We start from the raw sequence: 21699 nt of genomic DNA on the forward strand, positions 1-21699 counted from the left end.
GGATTTATACAGGAATGTTGTCATTTCGGTAATGACATGATGCCGCGACAGGCATAGCCTTTGCGACTGGGGGAGGCATTTTCCGATGCCAAGGGATCAGGGCCGCGTCGGCGTCCGGCTGCTGTTGCTGCCCGCAATGCTGTGCGCCGCCGGCGCCGCGGCCCAGGTCGCGACACCTGCCACCAACCTGCCGACCCGCGAGGAAATCGATCCCGCCCGGCGCCAGCCGCTGGCGGCGCCGACACGGCTGCGGGTCGACGGCGATATCGAGCGCAGCCCCTGCGCGCTGGCCGATCCGGCCTATGCGGCGATCAAGGTGACGCTGACCGCCGCGACCTTCAACAACCTCGGCCCGGTGTCCCCGGCCGCGCTGGACCCGGCGTGGCGCCCTTATGTCGGCACCGAACAGCCGATCGCTGTCGTCTGCGAGATCCGCGACGCGGCGGCGACGATCCTGCGCCGCCAGGGCTATCTGGCGGCGGTGCAGGTGCCGACCCAGCGCATCGAGGGCGGCGCGGTGACCTTCGAGGTGCTGTATGCGCGGCTGACCGCGATCCGGGTGCGCGGCGACGCCGGCCGCAACGAACGCCAGGTGGCGCGCTATCTCGACCGGATCGCCACGGGCGTCGTGTTCAATCGCCTCGCCGCCGAACGCTATCTGCTGCTGGCGCGCGACCTGCCGGGGCTGGACGTGCGGCTGGCGCTGAAGCCGGCCGGCACCGCGCCGGGCGACATGATCGGGGAGGTGTCGGTCAAGCGCACCCCCGTCGCCATCGACCTCGGCATCCAGGATTACGCCCCGGCCCAGACCGGGCGCTGGGGCGGGCAGTTGCGGGCGCAGTTCAACGGGTTGACCGGGCTCGGCGATCGCACCAGCGTATCGTTCTATTCGACCGCCGATTTCGCCGAACAGCAGGTGCTGCAGCTCGGCCATGATTTCGCGATCGGCAGTCAGGGCCTGCGGCTCGGCGGCAATTTCACCTATGCCTGGACGGCGCCCGATACCGGAAATCCGGCGGTCTCGGTCCACGCCCGCTCGCTGATCGCCAATGTCGAGGCGAGCTATCCGCTGGTGCGGTCGCAGGCGCTGACGATCGGCACGGCGCTCGGCTTCGACCTCGTCGACCAGCGGGTGCGCTTCAACGCCGGTGCCGGCCTGCCCGATCAGGCGCTGTCGCGGGACCGGCTGCGCGTGCTGTACGGCCGGCTCGATTTCGATGCCGTCGACATGCGCGGGGTGGGGCCGGGCGGCACCATCGGCTGGCATCTGGCCGGGGCGCTGGAGCTGCGGCGCGGCCTCGACATCCTGAACGCCAGCCCCAACTGCCTCGCCGATATCGCGGCCTGCGGCGGCGGCGTGGTGACGCCGAGCCAGGTCGATGGCGATCCGACCGCGACGGTGCTGCGCTTGACCGGGCTCGCCGAATGGCGGTTCGCCCGCACGATGACGCTGGCGCTGCTGCCGCGCGCCCAGGTTTCCAGCGCACCGCTGTTCTCGATCGAACAATTTTCGGCCGGCAACTACACCATCGGCCGCGGCTATGATCCCGGCACGCTGGCCGGCGATAGCGGTATCGGCTTCCAGGCGGAGCTGCGCCACGACCGCATCGGCATCCTGTCGCAATACAGGGTCGGCGTGCAGCCCTATGCCTTTGTCGACACCGAATGGGTGTGGAATCGCGGCACGCCGCCGGGGTTCGATCCGCAGCAGGTGACGTCGGTGGGCGCCGGCGCGCGGCTCGGCTGGGCCGACAAGGCGCGGGTCGATGTCAGCATCGCGGTGCCGCTGCGCGATGCCGGCCGGGTCCAGAGCGGCGACGTCCGGCTGCTGGTGTCGCTGTCGACACGCCTGGTGCCCTGGGGAGACCGCTGATGGCCGGCAACAGGCAGTGCGCCGTCGGGTCCTCGCGGCGGGTGCTGGCCGCCTTGCTGGCGGTGCAACCGCTCCATGCGGCGCCGGCACTTGCCCAGGCCTTTGCCGGGTCGGGCATCCTGACCTTTGGCGATGTCTTCGTCGATCGCAGCACGCCGGGGCTCGACCAAGTCATCGTCAACAGTTCGCAGGCGACGATCAACTGGACGCCGACCGATACCGCCATCGGCGGCGGTGCCATCGATTTCCTGCCGGCGGGCAATACCGTCGCCTATATCGCGGGCCAGGCGCCGGGCGGCGTCTACACCATCCTCAATCGCATCATCGCCGCCGACCCGTCGCGCGTCATCGCCTTCAACGGCACGGTCAATTCGGGGGCCGGCGGCTCGGTGTGGTTCTATGCGCCGGGCGGCATCCTGCTGGGCGAAACGGCGCGGTTCGACATCGGCAACCTGCTGCTGACGGCGAATGATCCGGTCACCGACGGCAATGGCAGCTTTCTCGATGGCGCAAGCTACAGCCTCAGGGCGGCGAGCGGCAGCACGGCGGCGATCGACATTGCCGCCGGCGCCCGCATCAGCGCGCTCAACGGCGGCTCCTATGTCGTGGCGGTGGCGCCGCGTATCCGGCAGGCGGGCGCCATCGACGTCAACGGCAGCGCGGCGCTGGTCGCGGCGGAAGCGGTCGACATCACCTACAACGCCGGGCTGTTCGACGTGACCGCCACGATCGGCACCGATGTCGGCGATGCGATCGTGCACACCGGCACGACGACGGGGGCGGCGGGTACGGTCAGCGAGGCGCATCGCATCTACCTGATGGCGATGCCCAGGAACAACGCGGTGACGCTGCTGATCGCCGGCAGCGGCAATCTCGGCTTCGATATCGCCGGCGCCGCCGATGTCGCCGGCAACGCGATCGTGCTGTCGGCGGGCCACAATATCACGGAGGCCAGTACCGGCACGCCCTTTGCCGAGCAGGCGTCGGGTGGGCCGGGCGCCGCCAGCCTCATTCTCGACGCCACCAGCTATACCTCGCAGGTGCTGGGCCTGGCCAAAACCGCTGCGCGTGCCGAAAATGTGCAAGGCACCGCCAGCTATGCCGCGGGGCTGACGCTGGCGGCGGGCAGTGTCGCGTCGCTGGTCGCCGCGGGCCATGCGACGACGATTGCCGGCGATGCCCGGATCAGCACCGATGCGGCCTCGTCGGACACCGGCGGCGCCAGCCGGACCGCCGGGACGACGCGGGTCGCGGCCGAGGGCGGCGCCAGCCTGACGGTCGGTGGCGTTCTGGTCGCGTCGGCGCGCGGCGTCGGTGATGACGGTCCGGCCGTCGGCGGCAATGGCGTCGGCGGCACCGCCACCGTCATGGCGATGGCCGGCAGCACCATCACGGCCGGCAGCATCACCACCGACGTCGACGGCCAGGGCGGCCGCGGCGACAGTGGCGGCACCGGCATCGGCGGCCGCACCGTCGTGGGGGCTTTCGACGGCGGCTCGCTGCTCGTGCCGGGCGGCGATTCGATCGTCAGCGCCAGCGCGCGCGGCTTTGGCGGCGACGCCATCGACCAGGGCATCGGTGGCGACGGTTTCGGCGGCACGGCCGACATTCTGGCCAGCGACGGCGGCGTCGTCACCCTCGCCAACCTGCTCGTCGTCGACATGACCGGGGCGGGCGGCAATGGCGGCGCCGGCGGCGGCAGCGGCCGCGGCGGCGGCAATCTCGAAGGCGGCGGCATCTTTGCGGCGCGCAACGGCACCATCGACGCTGGCGTCGTCGTCGGGCTGGCGCGGGGCATCGGTGGCCGGGTGTCGGATGCCGGCGCCGGCAACGGGCAGGGCGGCCGCATCGGCCTCAGCGCCGTCGCCGGCAGCAGCGTGACGATCGCCACCGATGCCGGCATCGATGCCGGCGGCTTCGGCGGCGGCGCCGCCAGCCAGGACAGCAGCGGCGGCGGTAACGGCCGGGGCGGCATCGCCTTTGCGACGGCAGGCCAGGATTCGCAACTGACGATCGCCGGCGCGCTCGGTGTGCTTGCCGTGGGCGAAAGCGGGCAATTTCCGGCCGGCGCGGGCACCGGCGGCACCGCCAGCCTGGCGACCAGCGGCAGCGGCGGCGCGGTCGCGATCGGAACGGGTTTGCTGGTCGATGCCAGCGGGATCGGCGGCCGGGCCGACGACAATGCCGTGGCCGGCGACGCCAGCGGCGGCCTCGCCCGGCTCGTCGCCGATGGCGGCAGCATCACGACGACCCTGCCGAGCGGGCAGGACAGGGTGCTGGCCGATGCCATCGGCGGCGCGGCCGGCGTCGGCGGCCGCGCGACGGGCGGCCAGGTGGCGTTCCAGGCGGCCAACGGCGGCCGCCTTGCCACCGCCGGCGAACTGCTGGTTTCGGCGCAGGCGACCGGCGGCGGCGGCGTCACGGGCGATGGTGGCAGCGCCGCGGGCGGGCGCATCGACCTGGCAATCGATGACGGCACGCTGGCGCTCGGCACGCGGCTGGTGCTGGACGCGCGGGGACTTGCCGGCAATGGCGCCGAAGGTGGCGGCGGCCAGGGCAACGGCGGCACGGCGGCCGGCGGCCAGGTGCTGATCGGTGTGACCGATGGCGAGGTGACGGTCGGTGCCCTTGGGGTCGACGTCAGCGCGGTCGGCGGCGGCGGCACCGGTGGCGGCGCTGCGATCGGCGGTTTGTCGCGGCTGCTGGCCACGCGATCGACCGTCGATGTCGACGGCGGCGCGGTTGTCGGCACCGGCGCGGTCGGCGGCGATGCGGTGCGCGGGCGCGGTGGCGACGCCGAAAGCGGCAGCATCGACTGGATCGTCACATCGGGCACCGATGAAACCGCCCGCTTCACGGCCGGCAGCTTCCTGATGAATTCCAACGCCTTTGCCGGCAACGGCGGCGATGCCGCGGACGGTGCGCCGGGCGGTGATGGCGGCAACGCCACGGTCGCCGGCGGCGGGCCGGTGGCCCAGCCCGGGTCGGGCCTGCGGCTGACGGCGCGCGGTATCGACAGCACGATCGGTGCCGCCAGCCTGCTCGTCGAGGCGGTGGCGCGTGGCGGCCGGGGTGGTCTGGGCGGCAATTCGGCCGACGCGCCGGGCGGTGATGGCGGCCGGGGCGGCAATGCCACCGGCGGTGTCGGCGAAATCGGCCAGCTTTCCGGCCCCATCGGCGCGCCGATCATTCTCGGCAGCGTCGGCCTGAACGATGTACTCCTCGAAATGTTCGCCGACGGCGGCTCCGGCGGGCAGTCGGGCGTCGGCATCGGCGACAGCCAAGGGGGACGCGGCGGCGACGCCATCGGCGGCAGTGCGACGGTGGTGGCCCGCGGCGGCACGCTGGCGACGGGCAGGCTCGGGATCGCGGTTTCAGGCACGGGCGGCGACGCTGGATTTCGCGACGGCGACATCAGGTTCGGCGCCGGCGGCAGCGGCACCGGCGGATCCGGGCTGCTGCTGGCGAGCCCGCACGACATCGGCGGCAACCCGGTGGCGGTATCGGTCAACAACCTGTCGATCGATGCCACGGGATCGGGCGGTGGGTCCGCCGGCGCCGCGGGCAATGGCGCCGGCGGCACGGCGGGCGTCAGGCTCGACCAATGGGCGAACGGCGTCGCGCCGGTCACCGGCAGCATCGACCTGTCGGGCTTCACGCGCCTGACGGCCAATGGCGTCGGCGGCGCCGGCTTTGCCGATGGGGCGACCGGCGGCGACGGCGTCGGCGGGCGGATCGACATTGCCTCGGTGCTCGGCCGGCTGGAGTCGCGCGGCGGCATCGCGGCACAGGCCCGGGGCCTCGGCTTTGCGCTGCCGTACAGCGGCATCACACCGGGCAGCGGTATCGGCGGCGCGATCGCCGTGCTGACCGACGGCGGCAGCCTGTTGGCGGTCGGCGAAGGCAGCAGCTTCGTGGCCGACGGATCCGAAGGCCAGGCGCGGGGCGGCAGCATCGCACTGGCAACGGGCGGCAACGGCGGCGACATGACCATGTCCGGCTCGCTCATCCTCGATGCGTCGGCGACGGCGGCCGAAAATGTCGGCATCGCGGTCGCCGCGGGCACGATCGCGATCGCCGCGACGACGGGGGGCAGCCTGTTGTTCACCGGATCGGTCGACATGGTCGCCGCGGGCCGGATCAATGCCACCGATGCGTTCATCGGCGGCAGCGCCGCGGGCGGCCGGGTGACGATCACCAGCGCCGGCAGTTTCAGCATCGTCGGCCAGAACGACATCGACGTCAGCGGTGTCGGGCTCGGCGGCTTCGGCAATGGCGGCGATGGCACCGGCGGCGGCGTCGACATCCTCGCCGGCGGCGGCAGCATCACGATGCCCACCCTGTCGATCGACGCCGGCGGCATCGGCGCCAACGGTGACCTGGCCGGCGGCATCGGCAAGGCGGCGGCGAGCAGCATCGTCGCGACCGGCGGCGGCAGCATCACCATCGGATCGGGGCTGGACTATCGCGGCACGGCCACCGGCGGATCGGGCAGCAGCGGCGGCGACGCGTTCGGCGGCAGCCTGGTGATCCGTGCCGCCGATGCCGGATCGGCCATCACCATCAACGACGACGAGAGCAGTGCCGGCATCGACCTGACGGTGCGCGGCGGCAATGCCGAAAGCGGCCGGGCCGGGTCTGCCATCGGCGGCACGGCACTGCTGGCGGCGGCTTCGGCGGCATCGGGCGGCACGGGCGGCACGATCACGATCGCCGGCGCGACGACGCTGCTGGCCGACACCTTCGCCGGCAGCTCCGGTGTCGGCGCAGGTGGCGATGCGACGGCGGGTGGCGCCAGGGTCGTCGCCAATCGCGGCAGCATCGCTGTCGGCGGCTCCCTGCTGCTGACGGCCGATGCCGTGGCGGGCGGCGGCGGCACCGGCGGCAATGCCATCGGCGGCAGCGTGGCGTTCGACGTGCTGCGCGGATCGCTGCTGGTCGATGGCGTGCTGACGCTCAGCGGTCGTGCCCGCGGCGGCGATGCGCAGTTCGGCGCCGGCGGCAGTGCCACGACGCTGGCGAGCCGCAATGGCGTCGGCGACGGTCCCGGTGACGGGCTGTCGATCCTGACCGCGCGCGCCCTGGTGATCGGCATCGATGCCGAGGGCGGCACCGGTTCGCAGCAGACGCTGCCCGGCGTCGAAGGCGGCAGCGGCGGTGCGGCGGTTGCCGGCGCGGTCGCGTTGCTGGTCGGCGCAGCGGGCGGACAGGTCGATCCTGGCGATGTCACCGTCGCGAATCATGCCCGCGGCGGCCGCGGCGGTGACGGCGGCGCCGCTCTCGATTTTGCCGGCGCGATCGGTGGCCGGGGCGGCAATGGCGGCAATGCCACCGGCGGCGGCGGCGAAATCGGCATCGTTGCCGGTGGCATCGCGGCACCGCTGGTCGGCTTTGCCGATTTCGGCCGGGTGGCCGTCGCGGCCGGCGCCGAAGGCGGCAGTGGTGGCGCCGGCGGCCTGGGTCCCTTTGGCGCCAGCCTGGGCGGCGCCGGCGGCAATGCCGTCGCGGGCAGTGCCATGCTGGCGGCACGCGGCGGGTCGCTGACGGCGGGCGAGGTGGTTTTCGACGTCGGTGCGCTGGGCGGCGAAGGCGGGCTGGGCCAGGGGCCGGGCGCAATACGGGCGGGCGGCGGCAACGCCCGCGGTGGCCGTGCGGCGCTGCTGGTGATGCAGCATGACGACACCGGCGCGGCCGGCAGCATGGCCATCGCCAGCCTGGCGACCGACGCCGGCGCCGTCGGGGGCCTTGGCGGCACCCGCGGTGGTGACGCCATCGGCGGCGCGGCGACGATCACCTTGGCGCTGTCGGCAGCGCGGCCCGACGACCTGGTGTCGGGCAGCCTGGCCATCGCCGGCACGGCTTCGCTGTTTGCCGCCGCCGAGGCCGGGCAGGCCGACGCAGCCCTGGGTTCCGGTGGCAGCGCCTTTGGCGGCACGCTGGCGCTGGACAACACGGCGGCCGCCTTCACGACCGCAGGCCTCCAACTGGGCGGCGGCGCGGCCGCCGGCGCCGGGGCGAATGGCGGCAGCGCCACGGGTGGCAGCGTGCTGATCGCCAGCCGTCGGGGCGCGACCAATATGGGGGTCGTCATCGGGCCACTGGATGTGTCGGGAACGGGCGCCGACGGCAGTTCCGGGAACGGCGGCGATGGCATCGGTGGCACGATCACGTTGCTCGCGGGTGGCGGATCGGCGCTGACGCTGCCGGCGACGCTCGCCGCCGATGGCCGTGGCGGCAGCGGCGCGGGTGCCGGCGGCGCCGGCCGCGGCGGCGTCATCACTGTCACGGTCGAAGGCGCCGGCGGCCGCATCGAGGGTGGCGCACTGGTCATCACCGCGACCGGCATTGGCGGCGCGGGCGTGGCGGGTGCGGGTGGTGCCGGCAGCGGCGGCACGGCAGCGATCGGTGTGGACGATGGCAGCGCGCTGTTCGGCGCGCTGACGCTGCGGGCGAGTGCGCGGGGCGGCAGCGGTGCGGCCGGGGGCGCGGCCGACGGCGGCATGGCGCGGCTGCTGGTGCGCGGCGGCAGCGCGACGGTCGGCGGCGGATCGGTGCTCGATGCGCGGGCGGACGGCGGCGACGCGCTGGCGGGCAGCGGCGGGGCCGGGGGCGCAGCGGTCGGCGGCACCAGCCTGTTCGGTATCGGCACGCCATTGTCGGTGGCCGCGGTCCTCCGCGCTGCCGACCTGGCCCAGGATGCCAGCGGCCGGGGCGGTGACGGCGGCAGCGCCGCTATGGGCGCGGGTGGCGCCGGCGGCATCGGGACCGGCGGCCGCGCGACGAGCGGTGCGGCGACAAGCGCCGGCGACATGGTCGTGGCGGTGGTCACGCAGAACGCCGACGGCAGCGGCGGCGCGGGGGGTGCCGGCGCGACCGGTGCGGCAGGCGGCGCCGGCGGCGCGGGCCGGGGCGGCCGGGTCGGCGTCGGCAACGACGGCGGCGCCAGCGCGGCGGTCGGCAGCCTTGCCTGGGCCGCGGTCGACGGGCGCGCCGATGGCATCGGCGGCGCCGGCGGCGCGGGCGGCAGCGCCGGCAACGGCGGCGCGGGTGGCGCCGGCAGCGGCGGCTTTGCCCAGTCGGGCGGCAGCGGCGGTGCGATGGCGGTGACGGGGCTGCTGGCGATGGCCGCCAACGGCCGTGGCGGCGGCGGTGGCGCGGCGGGTGCGGGCGGGCTTGCCGGCAGCGGCGGCAGCGGCGCGGGCGGCATCGCCGGTGCCGGCGTCGGCCCGCATTCAGTGGCCGGCAGCGCCAGTACGCTGGCAGCCGGGAATTTTCGGGGCGTTGCCGACGGCAGCGCCGGGGCCGGCGTCGTGCCGGGCGACAGCTTTGCCGGGCTTGTCGGCGTTTCGGCGGTGGGCGGAATCGTGTCCGTGGGCAGCGTCGTGCTGCAGGGCCGGGGCGACGGCGTGCCGGTCGCGGTGTCACCGTCCGGGTTTCTGGCATCGGGGCTGCATGGCAGCGCCGGCGAAATCCGCATCGGCGGCGATGCCGTCATCGATGTCGACGCCGATGCGACGCTCGGCATCGATGCGGGCCGCATCGCCGTCGGTGGCGCGCTGACGCTCGACACGCGCCGTGCCGTCATCGCCGGCGTGTTCGGCGCGCCGCTGACGGCACCGGGCCCGGTCGCCACGGGTGGCGATCTGTCGATCACCGCGGCGGGTAGTGTACGCAACCTTGGCACGCTCGACGCCGGGGGCGGCCTGTCCGTCGATGCGATCGGCGGCGATATCGTGCTCGGCGACGGCGCCGCGGGCGCGGGGGCGCTGATCCGGTCGCGGGCCGGCGCGGTCGCGGTCGGCAATGTCGTCGCGGGCGGCACGCTGCGGATCGCGGCGGCGACCGCCGTGGCGGGCCTGGGGCTGCAGGGCGATGCCGATGTCGCTGTCGACGCCGGCGGCGACATCGGGGTCGGCGCGATCACGGCGGGCCGGTCGGTGGCGCTGGCCGGGGGCGGCGACGTCGCCACCGGTGCGATCACGGCCGGCACCGTAGAGCCGGGGGCCGGCTTTGTGCTCGTCGATGCGGCCGGCGATGCGACCACCGGCGCCATCGCCGCCGGCGCCAGCGTCGGCGTGATCGCGCGGGACGGCAGCGTCGCCACCGATGCCATAACCGCGGCCACGGATGTGGTGCTGCTCGGCCACACCGGCATTGCTGCCGGCGGCATTGCGACCGGCGCTGCCGGCAATGTCTATCTCGCCAATGCCGGGCAGGCCGGGTTGATCGTCCCTGGCGCCACGCCGGACTATGCGGCGTTGCTGGCGGCGGCGCCGGTCGCCGTCGCGGGCGACATCGCGATTGCGGGCGGCATCGCCACCGGCACGCTGCGGGCGGCGGCGACGGGGCGCATCACCATCGCCGGGACGATCGATACCCGCACCGGCCTGTCGCTCGATGGCGGCCGCCTGCAACTGGCGGACGTCATGTCGGCGGGCTTCCTGTCGCTGGTCAGCGGCAGCGACCTCATCCTCGGCAATCTCACGGCCGGCGGCGACGTCAGGCTGGCGGTGGTCGGCAGCCTCGACACCGGCAATGTCACCGCCGGGGGTGCGCTGACGCTGGTCGCCGACCGTACGATCTCCACCGCGGCGCTGCGCGGCGGCGCCGATGTGGACCTGCGCAGCGGCGACGGCATCGCCACCGGTGCGGTAAGCGCCGGCGATTCGGTCGCGATGACCATTACCGGGGCCACCGCCGGCATCAGCACGGGCGCGATCGACGCCGGCATTGCCGCCCCTTCGGCGGCCGTGGGCGCCGGCTACCAGATCGGCCTGTCGGCGCCGGGCGCGGTCACGACCGGCACGATCACCGCGCGCGGCAATATCGGGCTGGTTTCGCGCAACGACGCGATCAGCGCCGGCGCCGTCTCGACGGCCGGATCCTTCGCGGCGCTGGCTGCGACCGGTGTGGCGGCCAATGGCATCACCACGGGGGGCGGCGGCACGACTTATCTTGCCAGCAGCAGCATGGCCGTGGCGCTTTCGGCGCTCGATCCGCTCGGGCCGCCTGCGAGCTACGACTTTGCGCCGCTGTTCGCGCTGGCGCCGGTGCGCATCGCCGGGCCGGTCGCGCTGGCCGGCGCGGTCGATACGGGGGTGTTCAGCAGCGCCGGCGCGTCGGGCATCAGCGCCGGCGCGATCACCGCCGCCACCACAGTCCGGATCGACAGCGGCGGCCTTGCGAGGCTGAACGGGACGGTGGCGGCGCCGACCATCACGCTGCGTTCGGCCGACATCGCGCTCGGCGGCAGCATCGGCACGGCGACGACCACCAGCATCGCGCTGGCGATCGACGGCAGCGCGTCGGCACAGACGCTCGGCGACGACGGTTCCGATGGCGGCTGGTCGCTGTCGAACGCCGAATTCGGCCGGCTGACGTCACGGTCGATCATGGTCGCCGTCGAAAATGCCGCGCTGCCGCTGACCATCGGCACGCTGGCGCTGGCCGCGTCCGCCGCCGGCAGCAGCATCGCGGTGCAGGCGCCGGGCATCATCCGCGTCACCGGCGCGGTGACCATGGCCGGCGCCGGCAGCGGCGACATGCTGCGGTTGACGTCCGGCCGGCGCGTCGAGGTGGTGACCGATGCCGGCGGCCGGCTGCTGCTGGCCGGCGGCGGCACGCTCGACATCCGCGCCGGCGACCTGTGGGTCGGCACGGCGAGCCTGCTCGGCCAGCTTGCCGTCGACCCGGCCTTTGCCGGGCGCGACGCTGCACTGGCGGCGGTGCCGGCGACGCCGAACCTGGCCGGCGCGATCGGCGCCGGCCGGATCGCGGTCGCGGCAACCCGGACGTTCCTTGTCCAGAACAGCGGCGATGCGGCGACGCGCGCCGGCTTCAGCAGCGGCGCGGGCGGTTTTGCGGTGACGCCGGGGGCGGATGGCCCGCTCGACATGGTCATCAATGGCCGCACGACCACCGCCGGCGGGACCGTTGCGACCAATGCGGCGACGCTGGCGACGCTGACGCTGGGCGGCAGCTATACGCCGGGATCGTCGGTCAACGGCTGCCTGGTGTCGGGAGCGCCGTGCGGCGGCGGCGGCGGCGGCGGTGATGGCGGCGGTAATGGCGGCGGCGGTGATGGCGGGGGTGATGGCGGCGGCCCGCCCGTTCTCGGCGGCGCGGGCGTGGGCAACATCACCATCAACATCGTCGATCTCGTCGCCCTGCAGGACGACCAGCGCCGCAACCGCGAGGAGGCCCTGCGCGACCTTGCCGCGACCCGGCCGCAGCAGCGGATCGACAGGCTCTACGACCCGGGCGACCCAACCGACGACACCGGCATGGCAGACCCGGTCACCGGCGGCGGCAACCCGGCGCTGTGGCTGGACACGCCGACGACCGGCGCGGAGGGCCCGAAATGAGCCGCTTCTTGCTTGCGGTGTTGCTGTTGGCGGGCCTCCCCGCGCCGGCGCATGCCAGCCTGAAACTCGCGGACAGCTTCCGCATCGGCAGCACCGGCGTGCTGTGCACCGCCCAGTCGCGGGTGGCGGACCCGCAGCTGGCGACGATGTTCGACCGCGGCTATCGCATCGTCTGCCGTGACGCGGCGAGCCCGGTCGGGCGGCTGCTCGCCTTGCGCGGCGGCGCCGAACGCGCTGCGGTGTTGCTCGCCCCGCGCAGCGACGGGGTGGTGTGCGAAGCGGCGGGGGCGGCCGATATCGCCGAACTGCCGGGCGCCCGGCTGGCGCGCTGCCGCCAGGGCGACCTCGCCTGGAGCGTCTATACCGTCCTGCGCGGCAACACGCTTTATGCCGCCGAAGGCCTGACGGGTTATGGCGCGGCGCTGCGCCTCGGCCTCGGCGCGCTCGTTGCCGATGCGCCGGTCAACGGTGCCGTCGATGTGGCGGCGACCGAGGCCGGCGATCCGGCGGCCTTTGCCCGTGTCCAGGCCGGCAGCCTCGATCCCGGCCAGGCGCTGGCGGAAGGCTATATCCGCAACAATGCCGGCAGCTATGCCGAGGCATCGGAATTCTTCGACCTGCTGATCGAGCGCAGCCGGCTGAACAGCCCCGGATTCGACCGCAGCGCCGAATATCTCGCCAACCAGGCGCTGCAGCAGTCGAACCTCGGCAGTTTTGCGGAGGCCGATGCGCTGTTCGTCCGCGCCGGCCGCGCGCTCGATCCCGCCGACCCGGTCGCCACCCGGCTGCACCGCAATTTCCGGACGCTGCACGAGCTCAACCGGCGGCGTCCCGACGCGGCGCGCGTCGAGCTGGCGCGCATCGCTGTGGCCGACACATCGGGGCTGGCGACCGACCGGGTTGCCGCCGGCTATATCGACGTGCCGCTGGCGCAAAAGCTGAACAGCGATGAAAAGGCGCTGAAGGGCATGGCGGGCGGCGATGCCCGGCTGGACCCGGCCGACCGCGTCGTCGTCCTCGATGCCCAGGCGCAGTATCTGGCCGCGGCCGCCGACCGCATGCAGGGCCGCGACGCCGCGGCGCGCCGGGGGCTTGCCGCCGCCGCCGCGCAGCTCGACAGGCTGCGGCTGGCGCGGGTGTCGAGCGCCGGCTGGCTGCGCGCCGCCATCGCCACCGAACGCGCGATCATCGAGGAGCGCGAAGGCCAAGGCACTGCGGCGCGGGCCTCGCTGGCGGCCGCGACCATCATCTACCGGACCGAATATCCGGGCACGGCGGCGGCACTGGTTGCCGAGGCGCGGCTGGCGGCGCTGCTGGCACGGCAGGGCGACACGACGGCGGCGCGGGCGCTGTACGCCCGGGTCATCGCCGCCAGCCCCGAGACGCCGGGCGCGGGGCAGGCCGTGCGGGGCCTTGTCGACCCCTATTTCGCGCTGCTCGTCGGCACCGGCGACAGTGCAGCGAGCGACTTCTTCGGCGCCAGTCAGATCCTGGTGCGACCGGGCGTCGCCCAGACCCAGGCGATCCTGGCGCGCGAGCTGTCGGGCGGCAGCGACGAAGCCGCCGGGCTGTTCCGCCAGTCGATCACCCTGTCGCGCGACATCGTGCGGGTGGAAGGCGACATTGCGCGGATCGCCGCGAAGACCGAAGCCGATCCCGACGACGCCGCGACTGTCGCCACGCTGCGTGCCCGGCGCGAGGCGCTGGGCCGCGACCAGACCGCGGTGCTTTCCCGGTTGGCGGATTATCCGCGCTATCGCAGCCTCAGCAACGCCACGGTGACGCTGCGCGACCTGCAGGCAAAACTGCGGCCGGGGGAGGCCTATTACAAGCTCGTGCTGGCCGGCGACGATGCCTATGGGCTGTTCGCCGGCACCGATACGGCGCGCATCTTCCGCGTCGGCGCCGGGACGGGCGCCATCGGGGCGATGGTGGCGCGGCTGCGCGAGACCATCGTCACCTTCGAGAACGGCCGCGCCGCGACTTATCCGTTCGATGCGGCGACGGCGCGGCAACTGTACCGGGTGCTGTTCGATCCGGTCGCGGCGGCGATGCCGGCGGTGACGCACCTGGTGTTCGAACCCGATGGGCCATTGCTGCAATTGCCGCCCAACCTGCTGATCGCCGGCGACGACGGGCTGGCGGCCTATGCGGCGCGGGTGGACGATCCGGCGGCGGATGCCTTCGACATGCGCGGCCTCGCCTGGCTGGGGCGCGGCCGCATGGTGTCGACGGCGGTCAGCCCGCGGGCGTTCCTGGAGGTGCGCGGCGTGGCGGCGTCGCGCGGCGGCCGCAGTTACCTGGGGCTCGGCGAGAACGCCGTGCCGACCGCTCCGATCACGGCGCGTGACGCCTGCGACTGGTCGCTGCGCGAATGGGGGAACCCGATCTCGGCGGCCGAACTTCGCATCGGCGCGGCGCTGCTGGCGCGCGGCGGCAGCGATGTCGTCACCGGCGGATCGTTCAGCGACACCGGCCTGATGGCGCGCACCGACCTGCGCAGCTATCGTGTCATCCACTTCGCCACCCATGGCCTCGTCACCGCGCCGCGCCTCGAATGCCCGGCGCGGCCGGCGCTGCTGACGTCGTTCGGCGCCGGCGCGTCGGACGGGCTGCTGTCGTTCCGCGAGATCTTCGACCTGGGGCTCGATGCCGACACCATCATCCTGTCGGCGTGCGATACCGCAGGCACGGCGACGGCGAGCGCGACGCGTGACGCCGGCATCGCGACGGGGGGGAATTACGCGCTCGATGGCCTGGTGCGCGCCTTTGTCGGCGCCGGCGCCCGCGCGGTGGTCGCCAGCCATTGGCCGGTGCCGGACAATTATGATGCGACACGGACGCTGATTTCAGGGCTGTTCAGCGACGCCGGGCGGATCAGCGTCGGGGAGGCGCTGCGGGCGTCGCAGGTCCGCCTGATGGACCGGGCGGAAACCTCGCATCCCTATTACTGGTCGGGCTTCGCCATTGTCGGCGATGCGGCCAAACCCCTCATCGGCGCAGTGCCCGGGGCTTCGGCGCCGGCCGGGCGTTGACCGGTCCGCCGCTGCTGCAGCGCCTTGCCGTGCTGCGCGCCGCGCTGGTGCAGGCCGGCTGGCTGCGGCTGCTGGCGACACTGGGGGTGCTGGTGGTGGCGGTGCTGGTTGCGCGCTTCGGCTGGCACCTGCCGGTGTTGCTGACGGCGGAGCGCGGGCTGTACGATGTCCGCACCGCGATCACCGCGCCGCGTGTCGACCAGGACAGCCGGGTGGTGCTGGTCACCTATACCGAGGAGACATTGGCGGCGACGGGCAAGCGGTCGCCGCTCGATCGTGTGCTGCTCGGCAAGGCGCTGGCCAACATCGACCGGCTGCAGCCGCGGGCGATCGGCGTCGACATCCTGATCGACCAGCCGCAGCCCGATGACGCGCGGCTGGAAAGCGTGCTGACGGCGCTGCGAACCCCGACGTACTTTGCCTTTTCGACCAACGCCGACAATGGCGACTATATCATGCCCTGGCAGGAGCAGCATCTGCGCGGGCTGTTCGCGCGGGTGGCGGCGGGGCCGGTGCGGCCGGCATCGATCCGGCTCGATGTCGACGCCGACAATGGCTGGCGAACCTGGCCGTCGCCGGCAAGGGGCCCGCCGGCACTGCTGGCCAATGCGATCACCGGCAATTTCAACGGCTTCACCGGGGCCGCGGTGGTGCGCAAGCCGCGCTTCGTCGATCGCCCGGTGTTCGCGTCCTTTCCGATCGACCTGTTCGCCGAACCGGAAGCGGCGGCGGCACTGGCGCCCGCCATCGCCGGCAAGATCGTGCTGATCGGCGCCGACCTGCCCGAGGCCGATCGCTTCATCACGCCGTTCACCCGGCTGTCGGGCGCGACGACGGCGGGGGTGGAGCTGCATGCGACGCTGATCGCCCAGGCGCTCGACGGGCGGCGGCCGGTGCCGGTGCCGGGGCCGCTGCTCTGGCTACTGGCGTTCGCCGCCGTGCTGCTGGCGGCGGTAACCGGCGGTTTCGACCTGCCGGCGCGGTTGCTGGTGCCGCTGGGGCTGGCGCAGGTCGCCGCCATCCTGGTGCTGCCGTTCGTGCTGCACGGCAGCCAGCGCATCGACACCTATGGCCTGCCGGCGGCGGGGCTGGCGGCGGGCTGGCTGCTGGCGGTGATCGCCGCCAGCACGACGGCGCGGATCGTCGGGGCGGAGCAGCGGCGGTTCGCCCAGGGCGCGCTGGGCAAATATCTGCCGCGCGACGTGGCGCAGCAGATCCTGCGCGAGCCGGCGCAGCTGGCGCTGCACGGCGAGCGCCGCGAAATCTATGCGCTGTTCACAGATATCGAGAATTTCACCCGGCTGTGCCAGACGCTCGACCCCGAAAGCGTCGCGACGATGCTAAACGAGTATCTGGAAACGATGAGCCGCGCGGTGCTGGCGCATGGCGGCACCATCGACAAGTTCGTCGGCGACGCCGTGGTGGCATTCTGGGGGGCACCGCTGGCCCGCGCCGACGATGCGCAGAATGCCCTGGCGGCGGCGATCGCGATGAGCCGCGCCGGCGACGCGCTGATGCGGCCGGTGGCGGGGCGGGCCTCGCTTGGCCGCACCCGCGTCGGCTTGCACCGCGGCATGGCGATCGTCGGCAATTTCGGCGGGGAAGGGCGGATCCAGTATACCGCGCTCGGCGACAGCATGAACGTCGCGGCGCGGCTGGAGGGGGCCAACAAGCAGTTGAAGACGGCGGTGCTGGTCAGCCGCGAGGCGGCGGAGCGCGTCGGGCTGGCGCAGTTCCGGCCGATGGGGCGGGTGCGGGTGCGCGGCCGCGATGCGCCGATCGAGGTCTTCGAGCCGCTGGGTGTCGGCCATGCCGTCGCCGACCCGGAATTTGCGGCGCTCTATGCGAGGTTCGACGCCTGCGACACGGCGGTGCTGCCGGCACTGGCGGCGCGGGCGGCGGCTGCACCCGAAGACGTTGCGCTGGCGTATCTGTTGCAGCGGATGGAAACAGTCGGACCGGGAGGATGTCATGATCTCGATTAAATGGCCGGGAATGGCGGCGGCATTGCTGCTGGCGGCACCGGCCGTTGCGGCGGCGCTGCTGCTGGCGGCACCGGCGGTGGCGGCGCCGATGGTGGTGCGGGCCGTCGGCCCGTCGGCGGCGCTGTTCAAGCCGGGGCAGAAGCTCGCCGAAACCGCGGCGCTGACCCTCAGGGCCGGCGACAGGGTGACCATCCTCGACGCGCGCGGCACCCGCAGCTTTGCCGGGCCGGGCAGTTTCAGCCTGGCGGCGGCGAGCAGCGTGGTGGCGACGACACCCTTTGCCGAGCTGCTGACCCAGAAATCCGAACGCCGTGCGCGCATCGGGGCGGTGCGCGGGCCGGGGGCCACCTTTGCCGGCACGCCGGTGCCGCCCGGGGTATGGGCGGTCGATGCCGGGGCGAGCGGCACGGTCTGCGCGCTCGATGTCGGCAGGGTGTCGCTGTGGCGGGCCGATCCGCTTGCCGCCGGCACGGTCACGATCGCGCGGGCCGGCGGCGGCGCCGGCGTGCCGCTGGCCTATGCGGCGGGGCAGGCGGTCGCGGCCTGGCCGGCGGCGCTGGCGATTTCGGATGGTGACAGCTTCAAGGTAACGGGCGCGGGGGCGGCGGCGACGATCCGGTTTCGCAAGCTGGCGGCGGCACCGGCGGCGGTCGACGCGCTGGGGGCGGCGTTTGTCGAGAATGGCTGCGACGGGCAGTTCCAGCGGCTGGCGGCGGTGACGCGGGTGGGGGAAGGTGCGGTGCCTTGAACGGCAGGCGTGATTTCGATCGAAGCACCCTCCCCCGGCCCCTCCCTCGAAAGGGAGGGGAGAGGTTACTCGCGGTTGCCCTTTGGCGCCTTGACGCCCAGCTCGGCGACCTGTGCGGCGGTGATCTTGCCCCTGTAATCGTTGCCGAAATGGGTGCGGACATAACCTATGACGTCGGCGATCTGCTGGTCGGTCAGGTTGCCGCGGAACCAGGGCATGGCGCCCTTGCCGCCGGTGACGACGGCGATCGGATATTCGGGATAGGCAAGGTTGCTGTTGCCGGCGAGCGCCGCAATGCGCCCGGCGCCGACAGCGCCCTTGGCGTTCGCCATGTGGCAGGCCTGGCAGACCTCCAGATAGACGATGGCGCCGGGGTGCGGCGGGGCATCCTTGGCCAATACCGGCGTGGCGGCGAGCAGGGCGGCGATGAAAATCGTCTTCATGTCAGGCCTCCAGCGCGCGCTTGTGCAGGCGGGTGATGGCATCGAGCGAGGACAGCAGCGCGCCTTCCATCCAGCAGCCGATGTACGAGGCATGTTCCCCGGCCAGCACGATGCGGTCGTCGACGGCGACCAGCGTCTGGTAATGTTCCTTGCGGGTATCCTCGTTCCACTGCGCGCAGCAGCCCAGCGTGAAGGGCGATCGGCTCCAGGCGACGGCGGCGCCGTTGCTGAACTGCTCCTTGTAGCGGCCGGGGTGGAACACCGCGCCCTGGTCGAGCGCCGCGGCGATGCGCTGTTCGGGTGTCAGCGCCGCGAGCTTGTACGAGGCCGGGCCAAAGGCATAGGCGCCGAGGATGACGCCCGGCCCGGCGCTGTGCATGCCGCCGCTGGGGTAGGAGATCATGCCGATCGGCTGGTCGGTGAAGCTGATGCCGCCATAGACGGCCTCGTCATCCTCCCAGAAGCGCGATTTCATCTCCAGCCCGACCTTGACCGAGTTGGAATAGGGCACCGCGGCGATGGCGGCGCGCATGCCGGGCGACACGTCGACATCGATCTGGCTGAGGATGCCGAGCGGGATGGTGCAGACGCAATAGTCCGCCTTTTCCGTTGCCACCGCGCCGCTGGCGACATCGGTATAGGTAACGGTGACGGCACCGCCCGACTGGTCGATCCCGGTGACCTTGGCGCCATAGCGGATCTTGCCTTCGACCTGGCGGGCAAAGGCCTTGCCGATTATGCCCATGCCGCCGACCGGCTGGAACATCGTCGTCTGGCGCTCGTGCCCCATGTGCTGGGCAAAGGCGCGCCACACGCCCGATTGGCGGACATCGCGGAAATCGAAGGGGTCGGACGGGATCGGCGCGCCGTCGACGCCGCCGCCGGGAGGCCGGTAATAGCCGCGCCGCGACGCCGATTCGCGGCCGCGGACATAGCGCATGTCCTTGTCGAGCATGCCCCAGGTGCGCAGCGCCTCCTTCAGCATCTCGCCGTCCTCGGTGGTCATCACCCCGTTCAGGCCCTTGTTGTCGATAGCCTTGGACAGCAGCTCGGCGACGTTGCCGTCCCAGTCGGCGGCGAGCTCGCGGTAGCGCTGCGGCTTGCCGCCGAACGCCTTGCTGCTGTGGATCAGCGCCTGGTGATTGAGCTGGATGAAGGGTTCCAGCGCAACGCCGAAGGCCTTGCAATAATGCAGCAGCGACCGGTGGTGATAGGGGATGCGCCACGGCCCGGGATTGAGGTAATTGCCCTTGGCGAAGCCGACTTTCTGGGTGGCGCCGCCGAGTTCTGTATAGGTGTCGCCGCCATAGAGCGACCAGTTCCGGCCGCCCGGGCGGTTGTTGTATTCGATGATGCGGACCTTGTAGCCGGCCTTGCCGAGCTCGTACGCCGCCAGCATCCCGGCCAGTCCGGCGCCGAGCACCACGACGCTGGCACCGGGGCGGGCGCCCGACAGGTTGGGCGGCCCGGCGAATTGCGTTTCGGCGGCATGGCCCATGGTCGCCATCGCCTGGTACAGCACCGACGCACCGCCCATGACCCCGATCGCGTGCAGGATTTCACGTCGTGTCGGCGCGCCCCCGGCCATGTCCATGCAGCTACGTCCCCGATTGTGCAGTGCGATAGATGCCAGTGGACACGGCGACGCGGCGCCACCGCAATGGGGTATTTGACCCCTGTGACAATGCTCCTGAGATAGATGGTGACATCATTTCGGCGCCTGCGTCGGGGCATAGCGCAGCGAGCCTGCCCCTTCCGCATCCACCGGCATGAACAACCCCTGGCCAAACGGCGTCACGACGCCGTTGCGCACGCCGGTGATATCGGCGCTGAGCACGAAATCGCCCAGCCGCTTTTCGGTCAGCGCGCGGTCGATCTTGACGAGCAGCTTGGCATAGTCGCGGGCAAAATTCTGCGACAGGCCGCCGCGCAGTTCCGCCTGTACAGGAGGGGCCTGCATGACCGCGAGCAGCACGTCGAAGGCGGCATCGTCGCCGCGGCCATCGATGCGCAGGTCGCGGACCAGCACGCGCTGCGATCCCGGCTCGTTATAGGGGATGCCGGTCGCCCAGACGGTGCCGCGCGCCTGCACCAGCCCGCCGGGACCGGTGACCTTCATGTCGACGCCGATCGCCAGCCGGCCGACGGTGGTCGCATAGATGCGGACGCGCCCGAATTCGACGGTGACGGCGCCGATGCCGGGCAGCTCGATCGGTTGCCGCGCCAGCTTCTTCAGCGCGCGGGCGAGCACCGGTTCGAGCTGGTCGTATTCGGCGACGACGGGGATATGGACGCGAAAGCCGTTGTCGACGGCGATGCGGGAGGGCGGCGGCAGCGGCGTCGCCGGCGGGTCGGGCGGCCGCTTGCCGATGAACGTCTCGGTGTTGGCGAGCACCGCCAGCTTCAGCATCAGTTCGCCATCGGCGAGGTGATAGCCGTCATAGCGCAGCTGCTGCGGCGCGATGCGCAGCCACACCGGCGGGTTGGTGCGGTTGAGCATTACCGCGGTGAAGCCCTTTTTCCACGCCGTCTCGATGCGGTCGCGCGGGTGCAGCCGTTCGAGTTCGGTCGGGATACGCGCCTGCAGCCTGGCGATGATCCTGGCGACCTCCGGATCGGCGCGGCCGGCGAAGGTGATGCGCGCGCCGAGCAGCGAGATGCCGGGCTTTTCGGTCCAGTCGTAATCGATGTCGACCTTGGCGGTCGGCTGCCAGTTGCCGGTCATGCCGAGCCGGATGCTGGCGCGGACCTCCGCGGCGGCGGTGGCGGTTTCGGACTTGATGACATGGCCGACGTCCCTGGCGGCGACCGTCGCCGACACCGGCATGACCAGCCGGATGACATCGCCGCTGCCCGACAGGCGGATCGGGCCGCGGGTGACCCGGCCGACGATGCGGCAGCTGATGTCGGGCGTGATCCTGGCCTTGTCGAGCCCGACCTCGCAGCCGGTCTTCTCGCATTTCAGGCCCTTGCACTTCAACTTGGGCACGACGCAGGCAGTGACGCGGGCCGCCTTGACGCATTCGGTCTGCTTGTCGATCTCGACCAGCGTCTGCGGCACCTCGGCGTTCAGCCGCGCCTCCAGGTCGGCGACCCGCGCGCTGATCGGCACGACGATGGTGGAGGATTGGGGCTGGATCGGCGATACGCTGGTCAGCCGCGGCGGCGCCGGGTTGGACGTCCGCTCGCTGCACGCCGCGAGCGATGCCGCCATCAACAGCAGGCACGCCCAGCTGAAGCCTCTCGCCATG

The 21699-nt window shown here is 72.7% G+C and carries 8 protein-coding genes; 5 read left to right on the plus strand and 3 right to left on the minus strand.

Annotation, left to right across the window (positions count from 1 at the left end):
- Positions 1-85: 85 nt before the first annotated feature.
- The 5 genes from ACP7AI_RS00110 to ACP7AI_RS00130 are packed head-to-tail and all read left to right on the plus strand — an operon-like array spanning position 86 to position 18005.
- Entirely contained in the window at positions 86-1873 is a 1788-nt protein-coding gene (locus tag ACP7AI_RS00110; protein ID WP_426162719.1) for a ShlB/FhaC/HecB family hemolysin secretion/activation protein, read from the plus strand.
- Positions 1873-12237 (plus strand): beta strand repeat-containing protein, encoded by a 10365-nt coding sequence (locus ACP7AI_RS00115; RefSeq protein ID WP_426162721.1) that lies wholly within the window; start codon positions 1873-1875, stop codon positions 12235-12237. The genes ACP7AI_RS00110 and ACP7AI_RS00115 overlap by 1 nt, the downstream gene beginning before the upstream one ends.
- Positions 12234-15272: a CHAT domain-containing protein gene (locus ACP7AI_RS00120; RefSeq protein WP_426162724.1), complete on the plus strand. Its 3039-nt coding sequence runs from the start codon at positions 12234-12236 to the stop codon at positions 15270-15272. Before ACP7AI_RS00115 ends, ACP7AI_RS00120 begins: the two co-directional genes overlap by 4 nt.
- Entirely contained in the window at positions 15269-17257 is a 1989-nt protein-coding gene (locus ACP7AI_RS00125; protein WP_426162727.1) for a CHASE2 domain-containing protein, read from the plus strand. Before ACP7AI_RS00120 ends, ACP7AI_RS00125 begins: the two co-directional genes overlap by 4 nt.
- The gene (locus ACP7AI_RS00130) at positions 17244-18005 is read left to right on the plus strand and encodes a hypothetical protein (RefSeq protein ID WP_426162729.1); all 762 of its coding nucleotides are present in this window, start codon (positions 17244-17246) and stop codon (positions 18003-18005) included. The genes ACP7AI_RS00125 and ACP7AI_RS00130 overlap by 14 nt, the downstream gene beginning before the upstream one ends.
- A 65-nt stretch (positions 18006-18070) precedes the next feature.
- Here ACP7AI_RS00130 and ACP7AI_RS00135 read toward each other — a convergent pair whose 3' ends face one another.
- From ACP7AI_RS00135 to ACP7AI_RS00145, 3 genes are all read right to left on the minus strand, one after another.
- Entirely contained in the window at positions 18071-18448 is a 378-nt protein-coding gene (locus ACP7AI_RS00135) for a c-type cytochrome (RefSeq protein WP_426162731.1), read from the minus strand.
- Between the two features lies 1 nt (position 18449).
- Positions 18450-20042: a flavin monoamine oxidase family protein gene (locus ACP7AI_RS00140; protein WP_426162733.1), complete on the minus strand. Its 1593-nt coding sequence runs from the start codon at positions 20040-20042 to the stop codon at positions 18450-18452.
- Between the two features lie 114 nt (positions 20043-20156).
- Complete coding sequence (locus ACP7AI_RS00145) at positions 20157-21698, minus strand: DUF4403 family protein (RefSeq protein ID WP_426162735.1); 1542 nt, start codon at positions 21696-21698, stop codon at positions 20157-20159.
- Position 21699 lies beyond the last annotated feature (1 nt).

The organism is Sandarakinorhabdus sp. DWP1-3-1 (assembly GCF_049896705.1).
Classification (GTDB): domain Bacteria; phylum Pseudomonadota; class Alphaproteobacteria; order Sphingomonadales; family Sphingomonadaceae; genus Sandarakinorhabdus.

Coding starts and splice junctions, on each gene's coding strand:
- ACP7AI_RS00120 (WP_426162724.1), top strand. CDS start 12,234: ATGAGCCGCTTCTTGCTTGCGGTGTTGCTGTTGGCGGGCCTCCCCGCG.
- ACP7AI_RS00140 (WP_426162733.1), bottom strand. CDS start 20,042: ATGGACATGGCCGGGGGCGCGCCGACACGACGTGAAATCCTGCACGCG.
- ACP7AI_RS00145 (WP_426162735.1), bottom strand. CDS start 21,698: ATGGCGAGAGGCTTCAGCTGGGCGTGCCTGCTGTTGATGGCGGCATCG.
- ACP7AI_RS00115 (WP_426162721.1), top strand. CDS start 1,873: ATGGCCGGCAACAGGCAGTGCGCCGTCGGGTCCTCGCGGCGGGTGCTG.
- ACP7AI_RS00135 (WP_426162731.1), bottom strand. CDS start 18,448: ATGAAGACGATTTTCATCGCCGCCCTGCTCGCCGCCACGCCGGTATTG.
- ACP7AI_RS00110 (WP_426162719.1), top strand. CDS start 86: ATGCCAAGGGATCAGGGCCGCGTCGGCGTCCGGCTGCTGTTGCTGCCC.
- ACP7AI_RS00130 (WP_426162729.1), top strand. CDS start 17,244: ATGATCTCGATTAAATGGCCGGGAATGGCGGCGGCATTGCTGCTGGCG.